General features: G+C 46.9%; 11 protein-coding genes. 2 read left to right on the top strand and 9 right to left on the bottom strand.

Features of this window, described 5'->3' with window-relative positions; genetic code table 11:
- Nucleotide 1: 1 nt before the first annotated feature.
- The 7 genes from F1379_RS13295 to F1379_RS13325 all read right to left on the bottom strand — a co-directional run bounded on the left by F1379_RS13295 (nt 2) and on the right by F1379_RS13325 (nt 10,138).
- Nucleotides 2-2,197: a glycosyltransferase gene (locus tag F1379_RS13295; RefSeq protein ID WP_162551155.1), complete on the bottom strand. Its 2,196-nt coding sequence runs from the start codon at nt 2,195-2,197 to the stop codon at nt 2-4.
- Between the two features lie 40 nt (nt 2,198-2,237).
- Nucleotides 2,238-3,410: a class I SAM-dependent methyltransferase gene (locus tag F1379_RS13300; protein WP_150270375.1), complete on the bottom strand. Its 1,173-nt coding sequence runs from the start codon at nt 3,408-3,410 to the stop codon at nt 2,238-2,240.
- An 11-nt stretch (nt 3,411-3,421) separates the two neighbouring features.
- On the bottom strand, nt 3,422-4,153 hold the full coding sequence (locus F1379_RS13305) for an ABC transporter ATP-binding protein (RefSeq protein ID WP_150270377.1): 732 nt from the start codon (nt 4,151-4,153) through the stop codon (nt 3,422-3,424).
- Between the two features lie 25 nt (nt 4,154-4,178).
- Nucleotides 4,179-4,955 carry an ABC transporter permease gene (locus F1379_RS13310; protein WP_150270379.1) on the bottom strand — a complete coding sequence of 259 codons (777 nt, stop codon included), beginning with the start codon at nt 4,953-4,955 and terminating at the stop codon, nt 4,179-4,181.
- A complete protein-coding gene (locus F1379_RS13315; RefSeq protein ID WP_150270381.1) occupies nt 4,952-5,899 on the bottom strand; it encodes an NAD-dependent epimerase/dehydratase family protein in 948 nt (315 codons plus the stop codon). Before F1379_RS13315 ends, F1379_RS13310 begins: the two co-directional genes overlap by 4 nt.
- Before the next feature lie 597 nt (nt 5,900-6,496).
- The gene (galU, locus tag F1379_RS13320) at nt 6,497-7,384 is read right to left on the bottom strand and encodes a UTP--glucose-1-phosphate uridylyltransferase GalU (RefSeq protein WP_150270383.1); all 888 of its coding nucleotides are present in this window, start codon (nt 7,382-7,384) and stop codon (nt 6,497-6,499) included.
- 234 nt (nt 7,385-7,618) lie between these two features.
- Complete coding sequence (locus F1379_RS13325) at nt 7,619-10,138, bottom strand: U32 family peptidase (RefSeq protein WP_150270386.1); 2,520 nt, start codon at nt 10,136-10,138, stop codon at nt 7,619-7,621.
- 255 nt (nt 10,139-10,393) lie between these two features.
- Between F1379_RS13325 and rfbA the strand changes: the two genes are divergently transcribed.
- The gene (rfbA, locus tag F1379_RS13330) at nt 10,394-11,272 is read left to right on the top strand and encodes a glucose-1-phosphate thymidylyltransferase RfbA (protein WP_150270388.1); all 879 of its coding nucleotides are present in this window, start codon (nt 10,394-10,396) and stop codon (nt 11,270-11,272) included.
- 24 nt (nt 11,273-11,296) lie between these two features.
- The gene (rfbC, locus tag F1379_RS13335) at nt 11,297-11,860 is read left to right on the top strand and encodes a dTDP-4-dehydrorhamnose 3,5-epimerase (RefSeq protein ID WP_150270390.1); all 564 of its coding nucleotides are present in this window, start codon (nt 11,297-11,299) and stop codon (nt 11,858-11,860) included.
- 104 nt (nt 11,861-11,964) lie between these two features.
- Here rfbC and F1379_RS13340 read toward each other — a convergent pair whose 3' ends face one another.
- Together F1379_RS13340 and F1379_RS13345 are read right to left on the bottom strand one after the other, a co-directional pair.
- Nucleotides 11,965-13,929 carry a stalk domain-containing protein gene (locus F1379_RS13340; protein WP_150270392.1) on the bottom strand — a complete coding sequence of 655 codons (1,965 nt, stop codon included), beginning with the start codon at nt 13,927-13,929 and terminating at the stop codon, nt 11,965-11,967.
- Nucleotides 13,910-14,980, bottom strand: a complete 1,071-nt coding sequence (locus F1379_RS13345) for a S1C family serine protease (protein ID WP_239004663.1) — start codon at nt 14,978-14,980, stop codon at nt 13,910-13,912. Before F1379_RS13345 ends, F1379_RS13340 begins: the two co-directional genes overlap by 20 nt.
- Nucleotides 14,981-15,213: the final 233 nt, after the last annotated feature.

The following is a 15,213-nucleotide window of genomic DNA, read 5'->3' on the forward strand; positions in this document are numbered from 1 at the left end:
ACTATTTCAATAATCTATTGAGCTTTAATTTGAAGGCTAACTTAATTAAACGGGACCCCCATTTAGAACTCGCCAGTCTTATTAATTCATATTTTTGTGCATTCACATCGCTGAAATCATCCGTATTATTCACTCCATAACCGATAACAGGATATGTAAACGTGGGGTTATCCCATAAATAACCAGGACCATTTGCATCGATCAATTTGAATAGTTCCGCTCCATATTTATCATAAACCTGAGAGTTAATGCTAGCCATGCGCTCACGTAAATAAATAACTACATCACGATTGAATTGACGCGCCATTGAATTACTACGCACACGGTACTTCACCAAAGTTTCCGGGATACTTACGCCTAGACATCCACTGGCACACATGGAAAGCCACCCTTCGTAATCCTCCATGCCATATTCCATCTCTTTTTTATTCATTCCATATCTTATAAAATCATCTCTTCTGACAACGACAAATGCTGAGAGCATGTTCGAAGCCATCAAGTACGGAAACTCTGTATTAAATGTCGGCCATACATTATTAGAGTTCCCAAAGTATCTAAGCCAGCTGTAAACAAACGATACATTACTGTACTTGTCCAGTATTTTTATAGCTTTTGAGTAGAATGAACTGTCGATAAGATCATCCGCATCCAAAAAGGCCAGATATTCACCATCAGCCAGAGAAGCACCAATATTTCGAGCATTGGCCAATCCTTGATTTCTAATATCTGCGATTTTAATTTGCGGAAATCCTTCCCTGTATTTATCCAGAACAACAAGACTGTCTGTATCTGATGTCCCGTCATTCACTATTATAATTTCAACATTTTGATAATCTACCTGAAGAGCACTTGCAATTGTCTCATCTAAGTGAACACCCAGATTATAGTAGGGAATGATTATTGAAAGTTTTCCTTTTACGTCCTGAGTAAGTTTGAAATCATTCTGCTTCTCGACTTCAAGCAGTGAAGGAAAGAGGTCTTTTGAATTAATCTTAGCAGTCTCAATTACTTGAGAAAAGTATACCTCCCTGGCTCTCAAATTATCCTCCACATTGCATAAACTTCTGATTTTCGAATGTGAATTCTTACTCATAGTCATTAATTGATCAGTGTCAGCTTTAATTAATCTTAATAATTTCGCTTCAAAATCCCCATCAACTTTCCAGTCAAAAACAAGACCCGAAGTTTCATCGGCTCCAACCATTTCCGCCTGGCCTCCGGCACTGGACACTAACATCGGAGCCCCCAGCCACATAGAGGTCAAACAAGTATATGGAAAATTCTCATATAAAGAAGGCACAATAACTGCCCTTGCGTTTAAAATTTCCGGATTCAAATCAGCGGGTGGGATAGAATCTCTGAAGATAAGTTTGCCCTCTTTAATTCTATGATCATATTTCTCCTTCAACATTTCTCCTAGATTTCTGCCTTTAGGGTGAAAATAAGTGTCCCCACCAATGATCTTCAATTTAAAATCATGTCCATCAGTCCACAGGTTTTCCACACCTTGTAACATTTGAGATACACCTTTTCTATACTCTGTCCGTCCGAAATACAAAAAGGTATCCGACTCGAAGTCTCTTTCATAACCATCGCTGTATGTTTCAAGTTCATAAGGCAAATTAATCACTGTTATAGGATTTTGAGGGGCAACATCTTGGATTTGATTGGCTAAAAATTGACTTGGGCTGAGCAAGGCATCTGCAGCCTTCATACAGAACTTCTCCATATGACCCAACCAATAATTAGGGAATCTATATCTTGGCACTTGATTAACTTTGTCTAATTCGAATGTTGGAGTGTGTAGATGGAGGACAACAGGGATATCTTCAAACACAGGGTCCAATTCCCATTTGCGAATAAGCATATAGTAAGCCAGACCGTTATAGTCCTGGATCTCTATGATATCAGGTTTCTTACCGTCAGATTTAATCAAAGCAGCAATCTCTTCGGCATATTGGTAGGAGAGTGCTGTCCAATACCCCAAGAAGTTATAATACTCTCCTTGCATATGTTGGAATCTAACCACTCTTAAATGAGGTCTTTCATAGGTAACAGATGATTTATGAGGGTCTCTAACCATTACAGTAACTTGATGTCCGCCTTTTGCGAACATTTCAGCCGATTGGTTAACATACATTCCAATTCCCCCGCCAAAATCAGGAGGATATTCACTAGTTATAATCCATATATTCAATAAACTCACCTATCTTTTAGATTTAGATTCAGAAATTATTTTATTTCCCTCTGAAAAAATTAAACATTCTTCGTAATGGAGACGTGATCTTCCAACTTTTAGAGTTCATTAACGAATCTATTTCAGCCTCAAGAGCTTTAATTCTTGAATCATCCTTTACTACTTTTTCCACAGTCTTAATAGTAACCGCATTCTGCCAAAAGTTCTTTTTTAGAACATTATTTTCTTTGTTGGTCGCATCAAGAATCAGCTCGATTCTGTCTTTATCTTTGTGCAGTCCGTCCAATTGGTTATTTATATCGGCAATTTGGCTATTCAGTTCATCGATTCGATCATGAAGATTACCTATATATTTAACATGCTCGTTATACGCAATATTATTTTGTTCAATCTGTTTTCCTAACTCAACATATGAGTCATAGGAAATAACTCGCAGTTCCTCCATAGAAGTACCATAGAAAGAGGAAGTATTTTTGACCGAGATATCTTTATCTCCCCATACTCCAACAAAATAACTAACGTTAGAACTGCTAACCCCATAAGTGGTAGGTATCATTATAGTATTCAGGTCATCAACAAAATTACTGATTGTTTCCGCATTGCCTTTTGTGCGCTTGTATAGAAGAGCATGGTCTGCCTCGACATTAGCAAATCCGGCCACAGGCAACCCGTATAGATACTTATTTGCAGGGCCAAGAACGCCTTCGCACAGCGTGAGGAATTGTTGGAAATCATATTTTTTCAGATGAAACGGATTACCTTGTCCCTCTTCTTTGTAGTACCAGTAATCATTCGGGCAGGATATAATAATAACTCCATCTTCTTTAACCCATTTCCGGATATTCTGAAGGAACTGTTTCGGGTTGTTCAAGTGCTCAATAGTCTCAAAAGATACCACTACATCAAAATAATTTTCTTCGAAATGTGTCGTACCACTTTCGGCATCCAAAGTATTAAACGCCACATTTTCTATTTGAAAATTATTGCGTGCCTTATCTATTGCTATCTGTGACACATCTACTCCATGCACTTCCTTAGCTCCCCATTTGTGAGCCATCACATAAGAGCCATAACCTTCACCGCAAGCAATATCCAACACCTTTTTCCCATGACAGTATTGCTTCGCCAGAAGATAACGCCCTAGATGAATTGACATTTCCACAGCATTATATTCTGAATCTTCTCCAAATTCTAACCTCTCGACAATTGACATAATATCCACCTTTACTCTTTTAAGTATTTTTCCATTACCTCTTTAGTTTCACCTATTTCAACAATTTGCCCTCTTTCTAGATAAGCCACACGGGAGCACAACTGCTCAACTTGAGCTGCACTGTGGGACACAAAAAGAACAGTAACCCCTTTATCCAGCATTCCTTGAATCCGATTCATACACTTCTGCTGGAACTTATAATCTCCTACTGCCAATATCTCATCTACGATCAGAATATCGGGTTCAACGACGGTCGAAATGGCAAAAGCTATTCGCGCCAGCATCCCTGATGAATAATTTTTCAGAGGAGCGTCCAGAAATTCTCTGGTTTCTGCAAAATCAACGATTTCATCAAATTTTTCAGCTATGAATTTCTTCGTATATCCTAAAATAGCGCCGTTTAAATATATATTTTCTCTAGCAGTCAGTTCCATATCAAAGCCAGCACCTAGTTCAATAAGTGGTACTATGTTACCGTTAATTGATACTTTACCGCTAGTCGGTTTAAGAACACCCGCAACTACTTTCAGCAATGTGCTTTTCCCCGCACCGTTAAGTCCAACAAGCCCAAATATTTCTCCCTTTTTAACGTTCAAAGAAATATTTTTCAAACCCCAAAACTCTTTATAGTTGACTTCGCCCTTCAACAACTTAACAAAATATTCTTTAAGACCGTCGATTCTTTCAGTCTGCATATTAAAACGAACAGAAACATCCTCAATTGAGACAGCAATATCCTCCATATTTTCCCTTCCCTATAATATGTATTTAAATATACATAATAAATTTATCCTGCTTTTTCCGGAAAACTAACACGCCTAATAAAAAAGTAACACCTGATATCGCTAATAAAACCAAGTTTTGTCTAAGGCTAGGCAGCTCATTATACATGATAAGTTGACGCAGCATCTGAATAATTTGGGTTAACGGGTTCAAGCCAACATAGTACTGCATAGTTTCAGGCATAATGTCAATCGGATAAAACACCGGTGTCAAAAAATTCAGAGCTGTTATTAATATTCCATATAGGTGTGCAAGATCTCTGAAAAAAACTGCTGCAGTTGACAACATTAATCCAATTCCAATGCTGAACACAAAAAGATAGAATACAGGGATAAAGAACAATAATCCCGCTGAATAGAATGGAGCTTTTGTAACAAGCATAACTATAATCACTGCAATAAAAGAGGTTAGTAAGTTAATCAAGCTAAAAATATGCTTAGAAAATGGAAACATATATTTTGGGAAGTAAACTTTTTTTATCAAGGAGGCATTAGAATAAATTGACCCTAAAGCCAGATTAGTAGATTCAGAGAAGTAATTAAAAACTACAGAGCCGCATAAAAAATACACCGGATAGTTAGGAATATTTGATTTAAAAAGTTTTGAAAAAACAAGAGTCAGGATAGTCATCGTTAAAAGCGGGTTTAAAAGTGACCATAGAACTCCCAGAACAGATCTTTTATACTTCACTTTGAAATCTCTTGTAACAAGTTGGCTTAATAAATAGCGATACTTTAAAAAATTTTGAATATATATCCTCAACTAAAGAGCCCCCTTAAAGAATTAATAGCTCTTTGTTGTTCATAATAGTTAAACGTGAGCCTCAGGCCTTCTTCAAGAGTATATTCAGGCCCCCATCCAAGCACATTAGCAGCTTTATTATTATCTAAACAACTGTTCTTGATATCGCCTGGTTTCGGGTCTAAATACTTACATTGAATAGTCTGATCTATGACTGCTGACATAACATCCACTAAACCATTTACAGATACACGATAATTTGTACCAATATTTACAACCTCCCTATCCCCTGCATTAAGCGCCGCTATATTCGCCGAAACTACATCTTTTACAAATATAAAGTCTCTAGTTTGAGAACCATCACCATTAACGTTTAATGTTTTATTTTCAAGGACATTATTTACGAAAATCGATATAACTCCACCTTCACCCAAGTGATCTTGTCTCGGGCCAAATACATTGGCGTACCTTAAAATAGTATATTCTAAACCATAAAGTTCGAAATAAATCTTTAAGTATGATTCAGGGACATATTTAGAAATACCGTAAAATGAAGTGGGGACGGTAGAATGCTCTTCATCAACAGGTAAATATTGAGGATTTCCATATACTGCAGCAGAAGAAGCATAAATAATTTTTCTAACGTTGGATTTAACACAACCCTGTAGTAAATTCAATGTTCCCCTGATATTTAGTTCCTGATCCAACAATGGATCCGCTAACGATTTGCTGACACTTACTTGAGCAGCATGATGGATGACAACCTCCGGTTGAAAATCCATAAAAACTTCGAATAATTCCGGTGAATTTATATCTATTAAAGCAAAAGCGGCTGCTTTATTAATATTTTCTTCTTTGCCGGTAAATAAATTATCCACAATTAAAATTTGGTGACCCAATTGAATCAATTCATCAACAATGTTAGAGCCGATAAACCCTGCTCCGCCAGTTACTGCGATCCTCATGAACTACTAACCTCCTAAAAAATGAATACATCCCCAAAACTATTAATAAATATTAAAATTATATATTTCAATATTAAAACATCATATTTGTTTTTAGTCCTCTGTCGAAACCAGTATACGGTAAATGCGCGGTACAGTCGAGAAATGTTGTAAAGATATCCAGACACTTATGGTTGTTAACCGTTACTTTCACTGCCTTTCTGGTTTGGACCCCGTTCCAAATCTGGAGGATCAGTGCTATCTCCTTCCTCCTAGCTGCTCCCTGTCACTCTTTGTCGCAGCTTCACACTTAATGGCGATGAATCTACTGTTTGTACAATGCGTATATACTGCAGTATTCATTATATCGTTATATCTCTTGAAGCAAAAGCAACTAAATGTTGTCATTCAAAACGCCATGCTTAGGCGGCTGTCCGGTAGGCTGGTTCTCCAACACTATCATCTATGTAAAGTATTTAAATGAAGTAATGACTGACTCCAACGGGCTCCGTCTGTATTGTATCTTTAAACACGCCAATAACTAATTAATATAGAGGCCTGCGAATCTCACTGGCAAGGGTGAAATCGCAGGCCTTTTCATAGGTTATTAAAAATAATTTACTGGGCCGCTTTTTGCGTTTCCTTCTCAATCACTTCCTGCAAGTATTGCAGGAGCCCCTCTTTTAACTCTTCATGCTGCAGCGCATAGTGAATGGTTGTTTGAATGAAACCCATTTTCTCTCCCACATCATGACGGTTACCTTCAAAGTCATAAGCAATGATCCGCTCTACTTCGCTCAAGCGGGCAATAGCATCGGTCAGCTGGATTTCACCGCCGACACCGACCTGCTGCTCTTCCAGCATATCGAAAATCCGCGGAGTCAGGATATAACGGCCGAGAATAGCAAGGTTCGAAGGAGCATCCTCCCGTTTTGGCTTCTCTACCAGGCGGTTAGCCTTATATACACGATCTGCCAGTGGAGCACCGTCAACGAGACCATAACGCGAAACCTCTTCCCAAGGCACTTGCTGCACGCCTACAATTGAAGACTTATATTGATCGTATACTTCAATCATTTGTTTCAAGCAGGGCTTGTCCGCTTCGACAATATCATCGCCGAGCAATACGGCGAACGGTTCATCACCGATGAACTTCCGTGCGCACCAGATAGCATGTCCGAGGCCGCGCGGTTCCTTCTGACGGATATAATGAATATCTGCCATTTCGGAGGACTTACGAACGGACTCCAGCAGCTGCCATTTCTGTTTCTCCGCGAGGTTAAATTCCAGCTCAAATGAATTGTCAAAGTGATCCTCAATGGCGCGTTTGCCTTTACCGGTAACGATAATAATATCTTCGATCCCCGAAGCAACGGCTTCCTCAACGATATATTGAATGGTGGGTTTGTCGACAATGGGCAGCATTTCTTTAGGCATTGCCTTCGTTGCCGGCAGGAAACGGGTACCTAAGCCGGCGGCAGGAATAATGGCTTTACGGATTTTCATCTCATGGCTCCTTCTGGTCTTCTTTTCTCCAACTTCACCTTAATCCATACAAAATGGCATAATTGCTTTAATTATAGCAGTTATCGCCGGTAATTGGCAGATCGGATGTATAAATTAGTAAACATAAAGAGTCATATGCCCTATACAAAAAGCCGGGCGATTCAAGAACAGTATTGTCCTTCCTCGCACGGCAATGAGTTGTTGCTATCGTAATTTAGTGATTGATATTGAAGCCTATTTTGCATTCACCAGTTGCCCGCGAGTAACTCCAAGCTGATTGGTTGCCTTCAGCGTCTTCCACACCTGCGTTCCGGAAATCTCGCCGCGAAGCGCGCGGGTATAGAGGCTGATGACCTCCGCTACCTGTTCCGGGGTCTCTTCCAGGAATTCCACACGGTAAGATGATACGCCCAGCTCCTTGAAGTTATTCAGGTATTCGGCACCCGATTGCTCTACCGCATTGTAGACAGTGTTCCGGCAGCCTTCGTCCACCCGTACCGGGTGGGACATACCGATGCGGTCTTGCAAGGAAGCGCGGTGGTCTTCACATGGACGGCCGCAGTTCGTGTAATCCGTCCCTTCACTCATGAAGGTGCAGTATACGCAGTGTTCGGTGTGGAACATCGGCAGATGTTGATGAATGACGACCTCCATCCGCGAGGTATCGCTGCGTTCCAGCAGATCGACCATCTGTTGAATGTTTAAATCGTAGGATGGAGTAACCATATCACAGCCTGCCTCCAGGAACAGGTCAACCGCCTTGTGATTGGCGATATTCAGCGAGAAATCGCCGATCAGGCGCGGATGCACCGCATCCGGCTGCTCCTGGCGGCGGCGCAGATAATAGTACAGCGCGCCGGTGTTGCGCACCAGCACGGCATCCGGCTGCAAACGCAGGATATTCGCGTGGTAGCCGTTCTCGCCGGGCATATGGATCCGTGGCGTAGCCAGCGCAATCGAAGCGCCGGCCGCCCGTACGGCGTCCACCGCCGCCGGGAACTGCTTGATGAACTCGAAGTCGGCGTAGATGCTCTTCACGCCGGCCTCGAGCGCAGCCTGCACCTGCGGCAGGCTGCGGCACAGCGCGGTAAGCTCCGCTTCACCGCGCACCGGAGTGGCGCCCCTGCGGGCAGCGTCGCCATACACCTCGGCCGCCCGTTTCACATAGACGGGCGGCTTGGGGCGCTCGCCCGCAAGCAGCTCCACCGCGCGGCGGCGGATGCTGTTCAGCTCGCGCATCGGCACGATCACGTCGCCTTCCAGCTCCGACGTTAGCGCCTCCAGCTGGAATACCGTGCCGCCGAGACGGCCGAACTGCTCTTCCAGCAGGGCGGCATCCATCGGCCGCTTCTGCGCTGTCTCCAGCGGCAGCTCCGAATCCACTTGGACGGTGATGCCTTTCTGCACATCGGTCCACCAAGTGGAGAGCAGCTCACCGGCGCGGCCGGAAGCCTGCACCTGCACCGGGAAGATGCGGTAAGGCTTCTCGGTCTCGAAGGTCTGGCGCAGCGCCTTGTCCAGCGCCGGGTCATTGGTCTTCCAGATGCGGTCGCCGACATGCAGGCGGCGCAGGTCAACGTCATTGCGGCCAGGGACGATATCAATGATCCAGCCCTCTCCTGCTTCGCCTTCCAGCTTCACACCTTTACGGCGAAGATCGTAGACGCGGCCGCCTTCTTCCTTCTTGGTCGGATCGCCGGCGTCAAATACAATCCCGTCGCCCCGCTTCAGCGGAGCATTGATTTTGCAGACGACACCGTCGCGGAGAATTTGCTCCACCGTTCCCAGATAGACACCCCGACTTTTCGGGAAGCTCCCGTCCACCAGCTTCTTGTTATTCGTGCCTTCCAGGAAGCCGTGGGTAAAGCCGCGGGAGAAGCTTTGCTGCAGCTCGCGCATCTCTTCTTTGGTCGGCTTGGACCATTCCCCGTCGAAATAACGGTCAATCGCTTTGCGGTATTTGCCTACCACATTCGCTACATACTCAGGGCTTTTAAGCCGGCCCTCAATTTTAAAAGAAGTGACACCCGCTTCAATCAGCTCCGGCATCAGGTCAATGGCCGCCAGGTCTTTGGGTGACAGCAGATAGGCGATGTCCCCCATTGGCTTCACTTCGCCGTCCACCATCAGGTCGTAAGGAAGCCGGCAGGCCTGCGCGCATTCCCCGCGGTTCGCGGAGCGGCCGCCCCACATTTCCGACGTCAGACACTGCCCGGAGTAAGAGACGCACAGCGCTCCGTGCACGAACACTTCCATCGGCAGGCGGGCCTGCTCGCCAATGGTCTGGATCTGCTTCAGATTGTTCTCCCGCCCCAGTACGACGCGTTCGATATCAAAAGGCTTTGTAAACTCTACCGCCTCCGGAGAGGTAATAGTCATTTGTGTGGAGCCGTGAATCGGGAAATCGGGTGAAATTTCACGGATCATTTTGACCAGACCCAAATCCTGCACGATAACCGCATCCACACCGGCGTCGACACAAGCGTCAATCAGTACCTTCGCGTCCGGCAGTTCATTTTCAAAAACCAGTATATTAAAGGTCAGAAATCCCTTCACACCGTAACTGTGCAGAAAGGCCATAATCTCCGGCAGCTCGTCCATCCGGAAATTATTCGCTCTGGCCCGGGCATTAAACTTCTCTACGCCAAAAAAGACAGCATCCGCCCCATTGGCCACCGCCGCACGCATGCAGTCCCAGTCCCCGGCCGGAGCGAGCAGCTCCACGTCTTCCCTGCGTATGTCTTGCTTGTTCATTTATATCCTCCTAAACCGCCACTGTGGCGGAACATTTCCATACCTGTAACTTATTAATTGTATCAAATATCACAGTGAGCTTCCAGTGATTTAGAAAAGTTTGGTTATCTTGTTCACTAAGCAGCACCTCGCAACAAGATAGGTAAGTCCTTGCTCAATGGACAGATTAAGAATCTACAGCGTAAAATATCATGTAAGTGTAACGCGCTGAATCATATTAACAGATTTCATATATTCAAGGAGAGATTACGCTATATGAAAGGCATAATTCTTGCGGGAGGCAGCGGTTCCCGTCTCTATCCTCTTACGATGGTAACGAGCAAACAATTGCTTCCGGTTTACGACAAGCCGATGATTTACTATCCGTTGTCTACCCTGATGCTGGCAGGCATTAGAGACATTCTCATAATTTCTACTGAAGAGGATACACCCCGTTTTGAAAATCTGTTTGGCGACGGCTCACACTTTGGGATTTCGCTGCAATACATTGTTCAACCTAGTCCAGATGGTTTAGCCCAGGCTTTTATTTTGGGCGAGTCTTTTATCGGAGACGATTCGGTCGCCATGGTCCTCGGAGACAATATTTACTATGGCAACGGAATGACTAAACTGCTTAAACAAGCGGCTGATAAGAAACAAGGGGCGACAGTGTTCGGCTATCATGTCCAGGACCCCGAACGCTTCGGCGTGGTCGAATTTGATGCTGACGGTAAGGTGCTTAGCGTAGAAGAGAAACCAAAGCAGCCTAAGTCCAACTACGCCATCACCGGTCTCTATTTCTATGACAATCGTGTGGTGTCTTTAGCCAAGGAAGTTAAGCCTTCTTCGCGCGGCGAGCTGGAGATCACCTCGATCAACGAAGCTTATCTGAAGATGGGGGAACTGGACGTCGCCTTGCTGGGCCGCGGATTTACCTGGCTGGATACGGGAACGCACCAGAGTCTGGTCGATGCCACCAATTTCGTACGGACCATTGAAGATCATCAGGGCATTAAGATTTCCGCACCGGAGGAAATTGCATATATTAACGGATGGATTACGAAGGAACATCTGCTGGAATGCGGCCAGAAGCTGGGCAAGACGGGTTACGGACAATATTTAATTAAAGTGGCCACCGGCAAAATCCAATACTAATCAACCGAAGGAAAGGTGACTGCGATGAAATTTAGCGAAACAAATCTGGAAGGTGTTCTGGTTGTAGAACCGGCCGTTTTTGGAGACCACCGGGGCTGGTTTATGGAGACTTACAGCGAGTCCAAGTTTCAACAGCAGGGGCTGAAGCTGCAATTCGTGCAGGATAATCAATCCTTTTCGGCTGCCAAAGGAACGCTGCGCGGACTGCATTTTCAGACCGATCCCAAGGCCCAGACCAAGCTTGTCCGCTGCACCAAGGGAGCCATCTTTGATGTGGCGGTCGATATCCGCCGGGGAAGCCCTACCTATGGACAATGGTTCGGCATTGAGCTGACTGCAGAGAACAAGAAGCAGCTTCTCATCCCTAAAGGCTTTGCCCATGGGTTTATGACGCTGACCGAGGATGTAGAGGTTCAGTATAAATGCGATGAGCTGTACGCACCGGAATGCGACGGCGGCATTCTGTGGAATGATCCGGAGATTGGCGTGGAGTGGCCGATGGACATTCAGCCTGTACTTTCGGCGAAGGATGAGCAGGCTCCTTTGTTAAAGGACTCGAAGCATAATTTTGTGTACAATAAAGGCTAATATTCAGCAAAACAACGCCCCTCCAGACCAGTTGGCCTGAGCGGGGCGTTGTTTCATTTACCGGAGCTATGGTCATTCCCGATGACTCGCAATTCAGGGACTGCCTACTCCGCATCCACCACCTTGAACGACCCTACCACCTTCTCCACCAGCGCCTGCTGGGCAGCTGTAGCGTTGGCATCGTTCAATGTCAATGTCAGGGTGTAGACCCTGTCGTTATACTCCAGAACGAAGTGCCAGATACGGAGCGGAATTCCGCTCTTCTGTTGATGTACGGTGATAACGGTTGCCGGGATACCTGCAATAGTTGCTTCCTCCACACTTTCCAGATTTGGGCCCGCAGGATCGTTCTTGCTGTTCTGGTACAACCGGCGCAGCTGGTCCACGGTGTACTCAGACGTACTTTCCGGATTCACGGCGATTTGGAAGCGCCCCCCGGTGAAGCGGTACTCCACATTCGTCATTTCAAAAATATCCTGGACCGGCGTCCACAGCCGCGGGATATCGACAGCATAGCCGTAGGCTTTGGAGATTTTATGCGTAGTTGCATGATGAAGTGCAGTATAATCTTCGCTTGGCAGCTTGCCGAAGTTCTCCGTCACCATTGTAAAGTCGATGTCTACAGACTCTATAATTTTTGCAAAATACCTCTCGTCCGCTTCCCGCCCGGCCGCTGCATAATACTCAAGGAAGTACCGGTATCCCTCCTTCTGCAGCAGAACCTGAGTCAATGTTCCCCAGCCGTTCCCGGAATTCAGCGAAGCTTCCCGCATCAACGCCGGTTCACCGGAGACCTGGACCCTGGCGCTGTGTTCGAGACGGTATGCCCCCTCCACATAGCTGTCCTTGATACGGGCATCCAGACCGGCAAGCCAGCTGTCGAGCGTGGAGCCGGCGGGAGACGAGGTGACCCTCAACCGCAGGTAGCTGCCTTGCTTCCCCTCATAATTGAGGTGCAGATCATCCATGCTCCATTCGGCGGGAACAAGAAGTCCAATGCCGTAATCCCCGTTGTACCCTTCGCGCAGCCCATCCTGCACCGTGGACAAATCGCGGCTGCCCGGATCTTCGGAATCAAAGCTGGGCCGGAACGAATCCAGCAGTTCCGCATGCTTCGTCAGGTCTTTATAATTTACCGCCCTGTCATCGGTCAGATACAGCTCATAGAGCCGCCCTTCTGCCGCATATTGCCGGCCCTCCCATAACGCGCCGCTGGTATCCTTGCTGATCACCCGCGCATACGGAACCGTCGCCTTGGGGAACGCCTCGCGGTCGAGTACCAGCTCTCCGGCTTCTTCTGCCGCCCGGACCAATCGTTCCAGCAGCTCTTCGGCGGTAGCAGGTGTCTCCAGCGGAGAGGCATGTACCTCCAGATAATATTCGTTCTCCGCGCTGACAAAAGTCGCTACACTCTCATTGCCGCCGCTGTCCCCTACAACAAGCTCAGAGGGATAGCTTAAGCTCCACTGATAATAGCTGTTGCCGATCCGCTTCTTGCCGACACTGCTGTCGATTCCGCCCCCAGCCGGCGATGGCTCCTTCTCCTCGGCCTGGCGGGTAAGCGTAACGACAAGCTCGCCGTTCGTTCCCGGTGCGATCCGTGCTCCCAGCACTCCAGCTACAAATCGAAGCGGCACCATCAGTACATCCGACACCATCTGCGGCGGGGCAGCCAGCTGAATCTTCGTCCCATCCTTCCAGGCGGTGGTACTGCCAATCATCATGGCTCCGGTATGCGGGCCGTACATCACCTTCACTACATCGGTGCCTGTAAGCGTAACGGTACTGCCGAACGCTTGCCCGAAAATTCCCAGCGGCACCATAACAACGCCCTTCCGCATGACAGGCTTGGGAATGGTCATCTTGCTGCCGTTCACCGTCGCCGCCGTAGATCCGACCTTAAGCGTTAGCCGCTTTACGGCACTCTCAGCCGCCTGCGCATTGCCGAGTGGCAGCATCATTACCGCAAGCAAGAACGCAAGAAGTAGATGAGCTGCCCGGTAGAATCTCCTATGCTCCGCTCTACGGGCGCCTGCCGAAGCTACGGTACTATTCCTCCGTATTTCCATCGGAATCCCCCTCTGCTCCAGTTACATTCAATAAGGGATCTCCTTGGCTGAGCACCAGCTTGCGGGCTACGATGTCGCCCCCGCTTTGCATCAGCAGCTTGACCGTCTTCCCCGGTGTATATGCTTTGAACAGCTCATTGATGTCCACCTGTGAAAATACACGATGGCCGTCGATGGCATAGAGCGCATCGCCTTCCCCAATACCCGCTTCCCGTGCTTCGTCCGAGATTAACCCGGTAACAGTGAGCGGCGCTTCCGTCGGCAAGCCGACAATTGCCGGCCAGCTCTCTTCGAGCTCCAGGCCCAGGCTTGGCCGGATGACCTCCCCGGATTTCAGCAGCTGGCTGACGATGTACTGTACCGTGTCGGCGGGAATGGCAAAGCCCATGTTCTCAACATCCACAGCTGCATACTTCAGGGTGTTAATTCCCAGCACTTCGCCCTTCAGGTTGACCAGCGGCCCGCCGCTGTTGCCGGGATTGATTGCCGTATCGCTCTGAATCAGACGGTAAGCTGCATCGACGGAACGGTTAAGCCCGCTGATGACTCCCACCGTGGCTGAGTTGCGCAGCGAGAAAGAGACCGGCGTACCGATGGCAATGACTTTGTCCCCTACCTGTGTCTTGGCCGCAGGGGCGGCAAATTTCACCGGCTTGAGTCCTTTGGCATTCACTTTGAGCAGTGCCAGGTCGCTGACTTCGTCCAGGACAGTTTTGACAATATCATAGGTTTTGCCGTCCGATGTGACCGCCACCGCATCCTGTAGATCCTTCATGACATGGGCATTGCTGATGATCCAGCCATCCGCTTTCACCACAATGCCAGAGCCATGGGTCAGGTTGTAGCGGGAATCCGGTCCGGCGGTATCCCCGGTATATTTTCCGATAATGCCGACCACCGAGGGAGACACCGCTTTGATGATTTGCGGCACCACATCACTTGTATCCTGGCGGCTTGCGGCTTGTCCTGCAGCGTGCACTTGCGGAACCACAATGCCCGATCCGGCCAGCAGCAGTGTGCATAGCAGCAGCTTCCGAATTTGTTGACCCATACTCATTCCCCATTTCGATTTCGTGGCTAGCTTGTACTCTCTTAACTTCAGTCTACATATATGCACTTCCACCCTGCAAAATGCTATAAACCGTCCGGCAGTGAAATCTCTTGCCCAGCTTTAGCTGGTGCACGTGCAAGATTATATAAATATATGTATAGGCTCTATGTTCTATCATCCCGGGCCCTCTTAATCATTCAACGCATTCCGCCGCAATTGAATCTGCTCCGCCG

This window comes from Paenibacillus tepidiphilus (assembly GCF_008635795.1).
GTDB lineage: Bacteria > Bacillota > Bacilli > Paenibacillales > Paenibacillaceae > Paenibacillus_AQ > Paenibacillus_AQ tepidiphilus.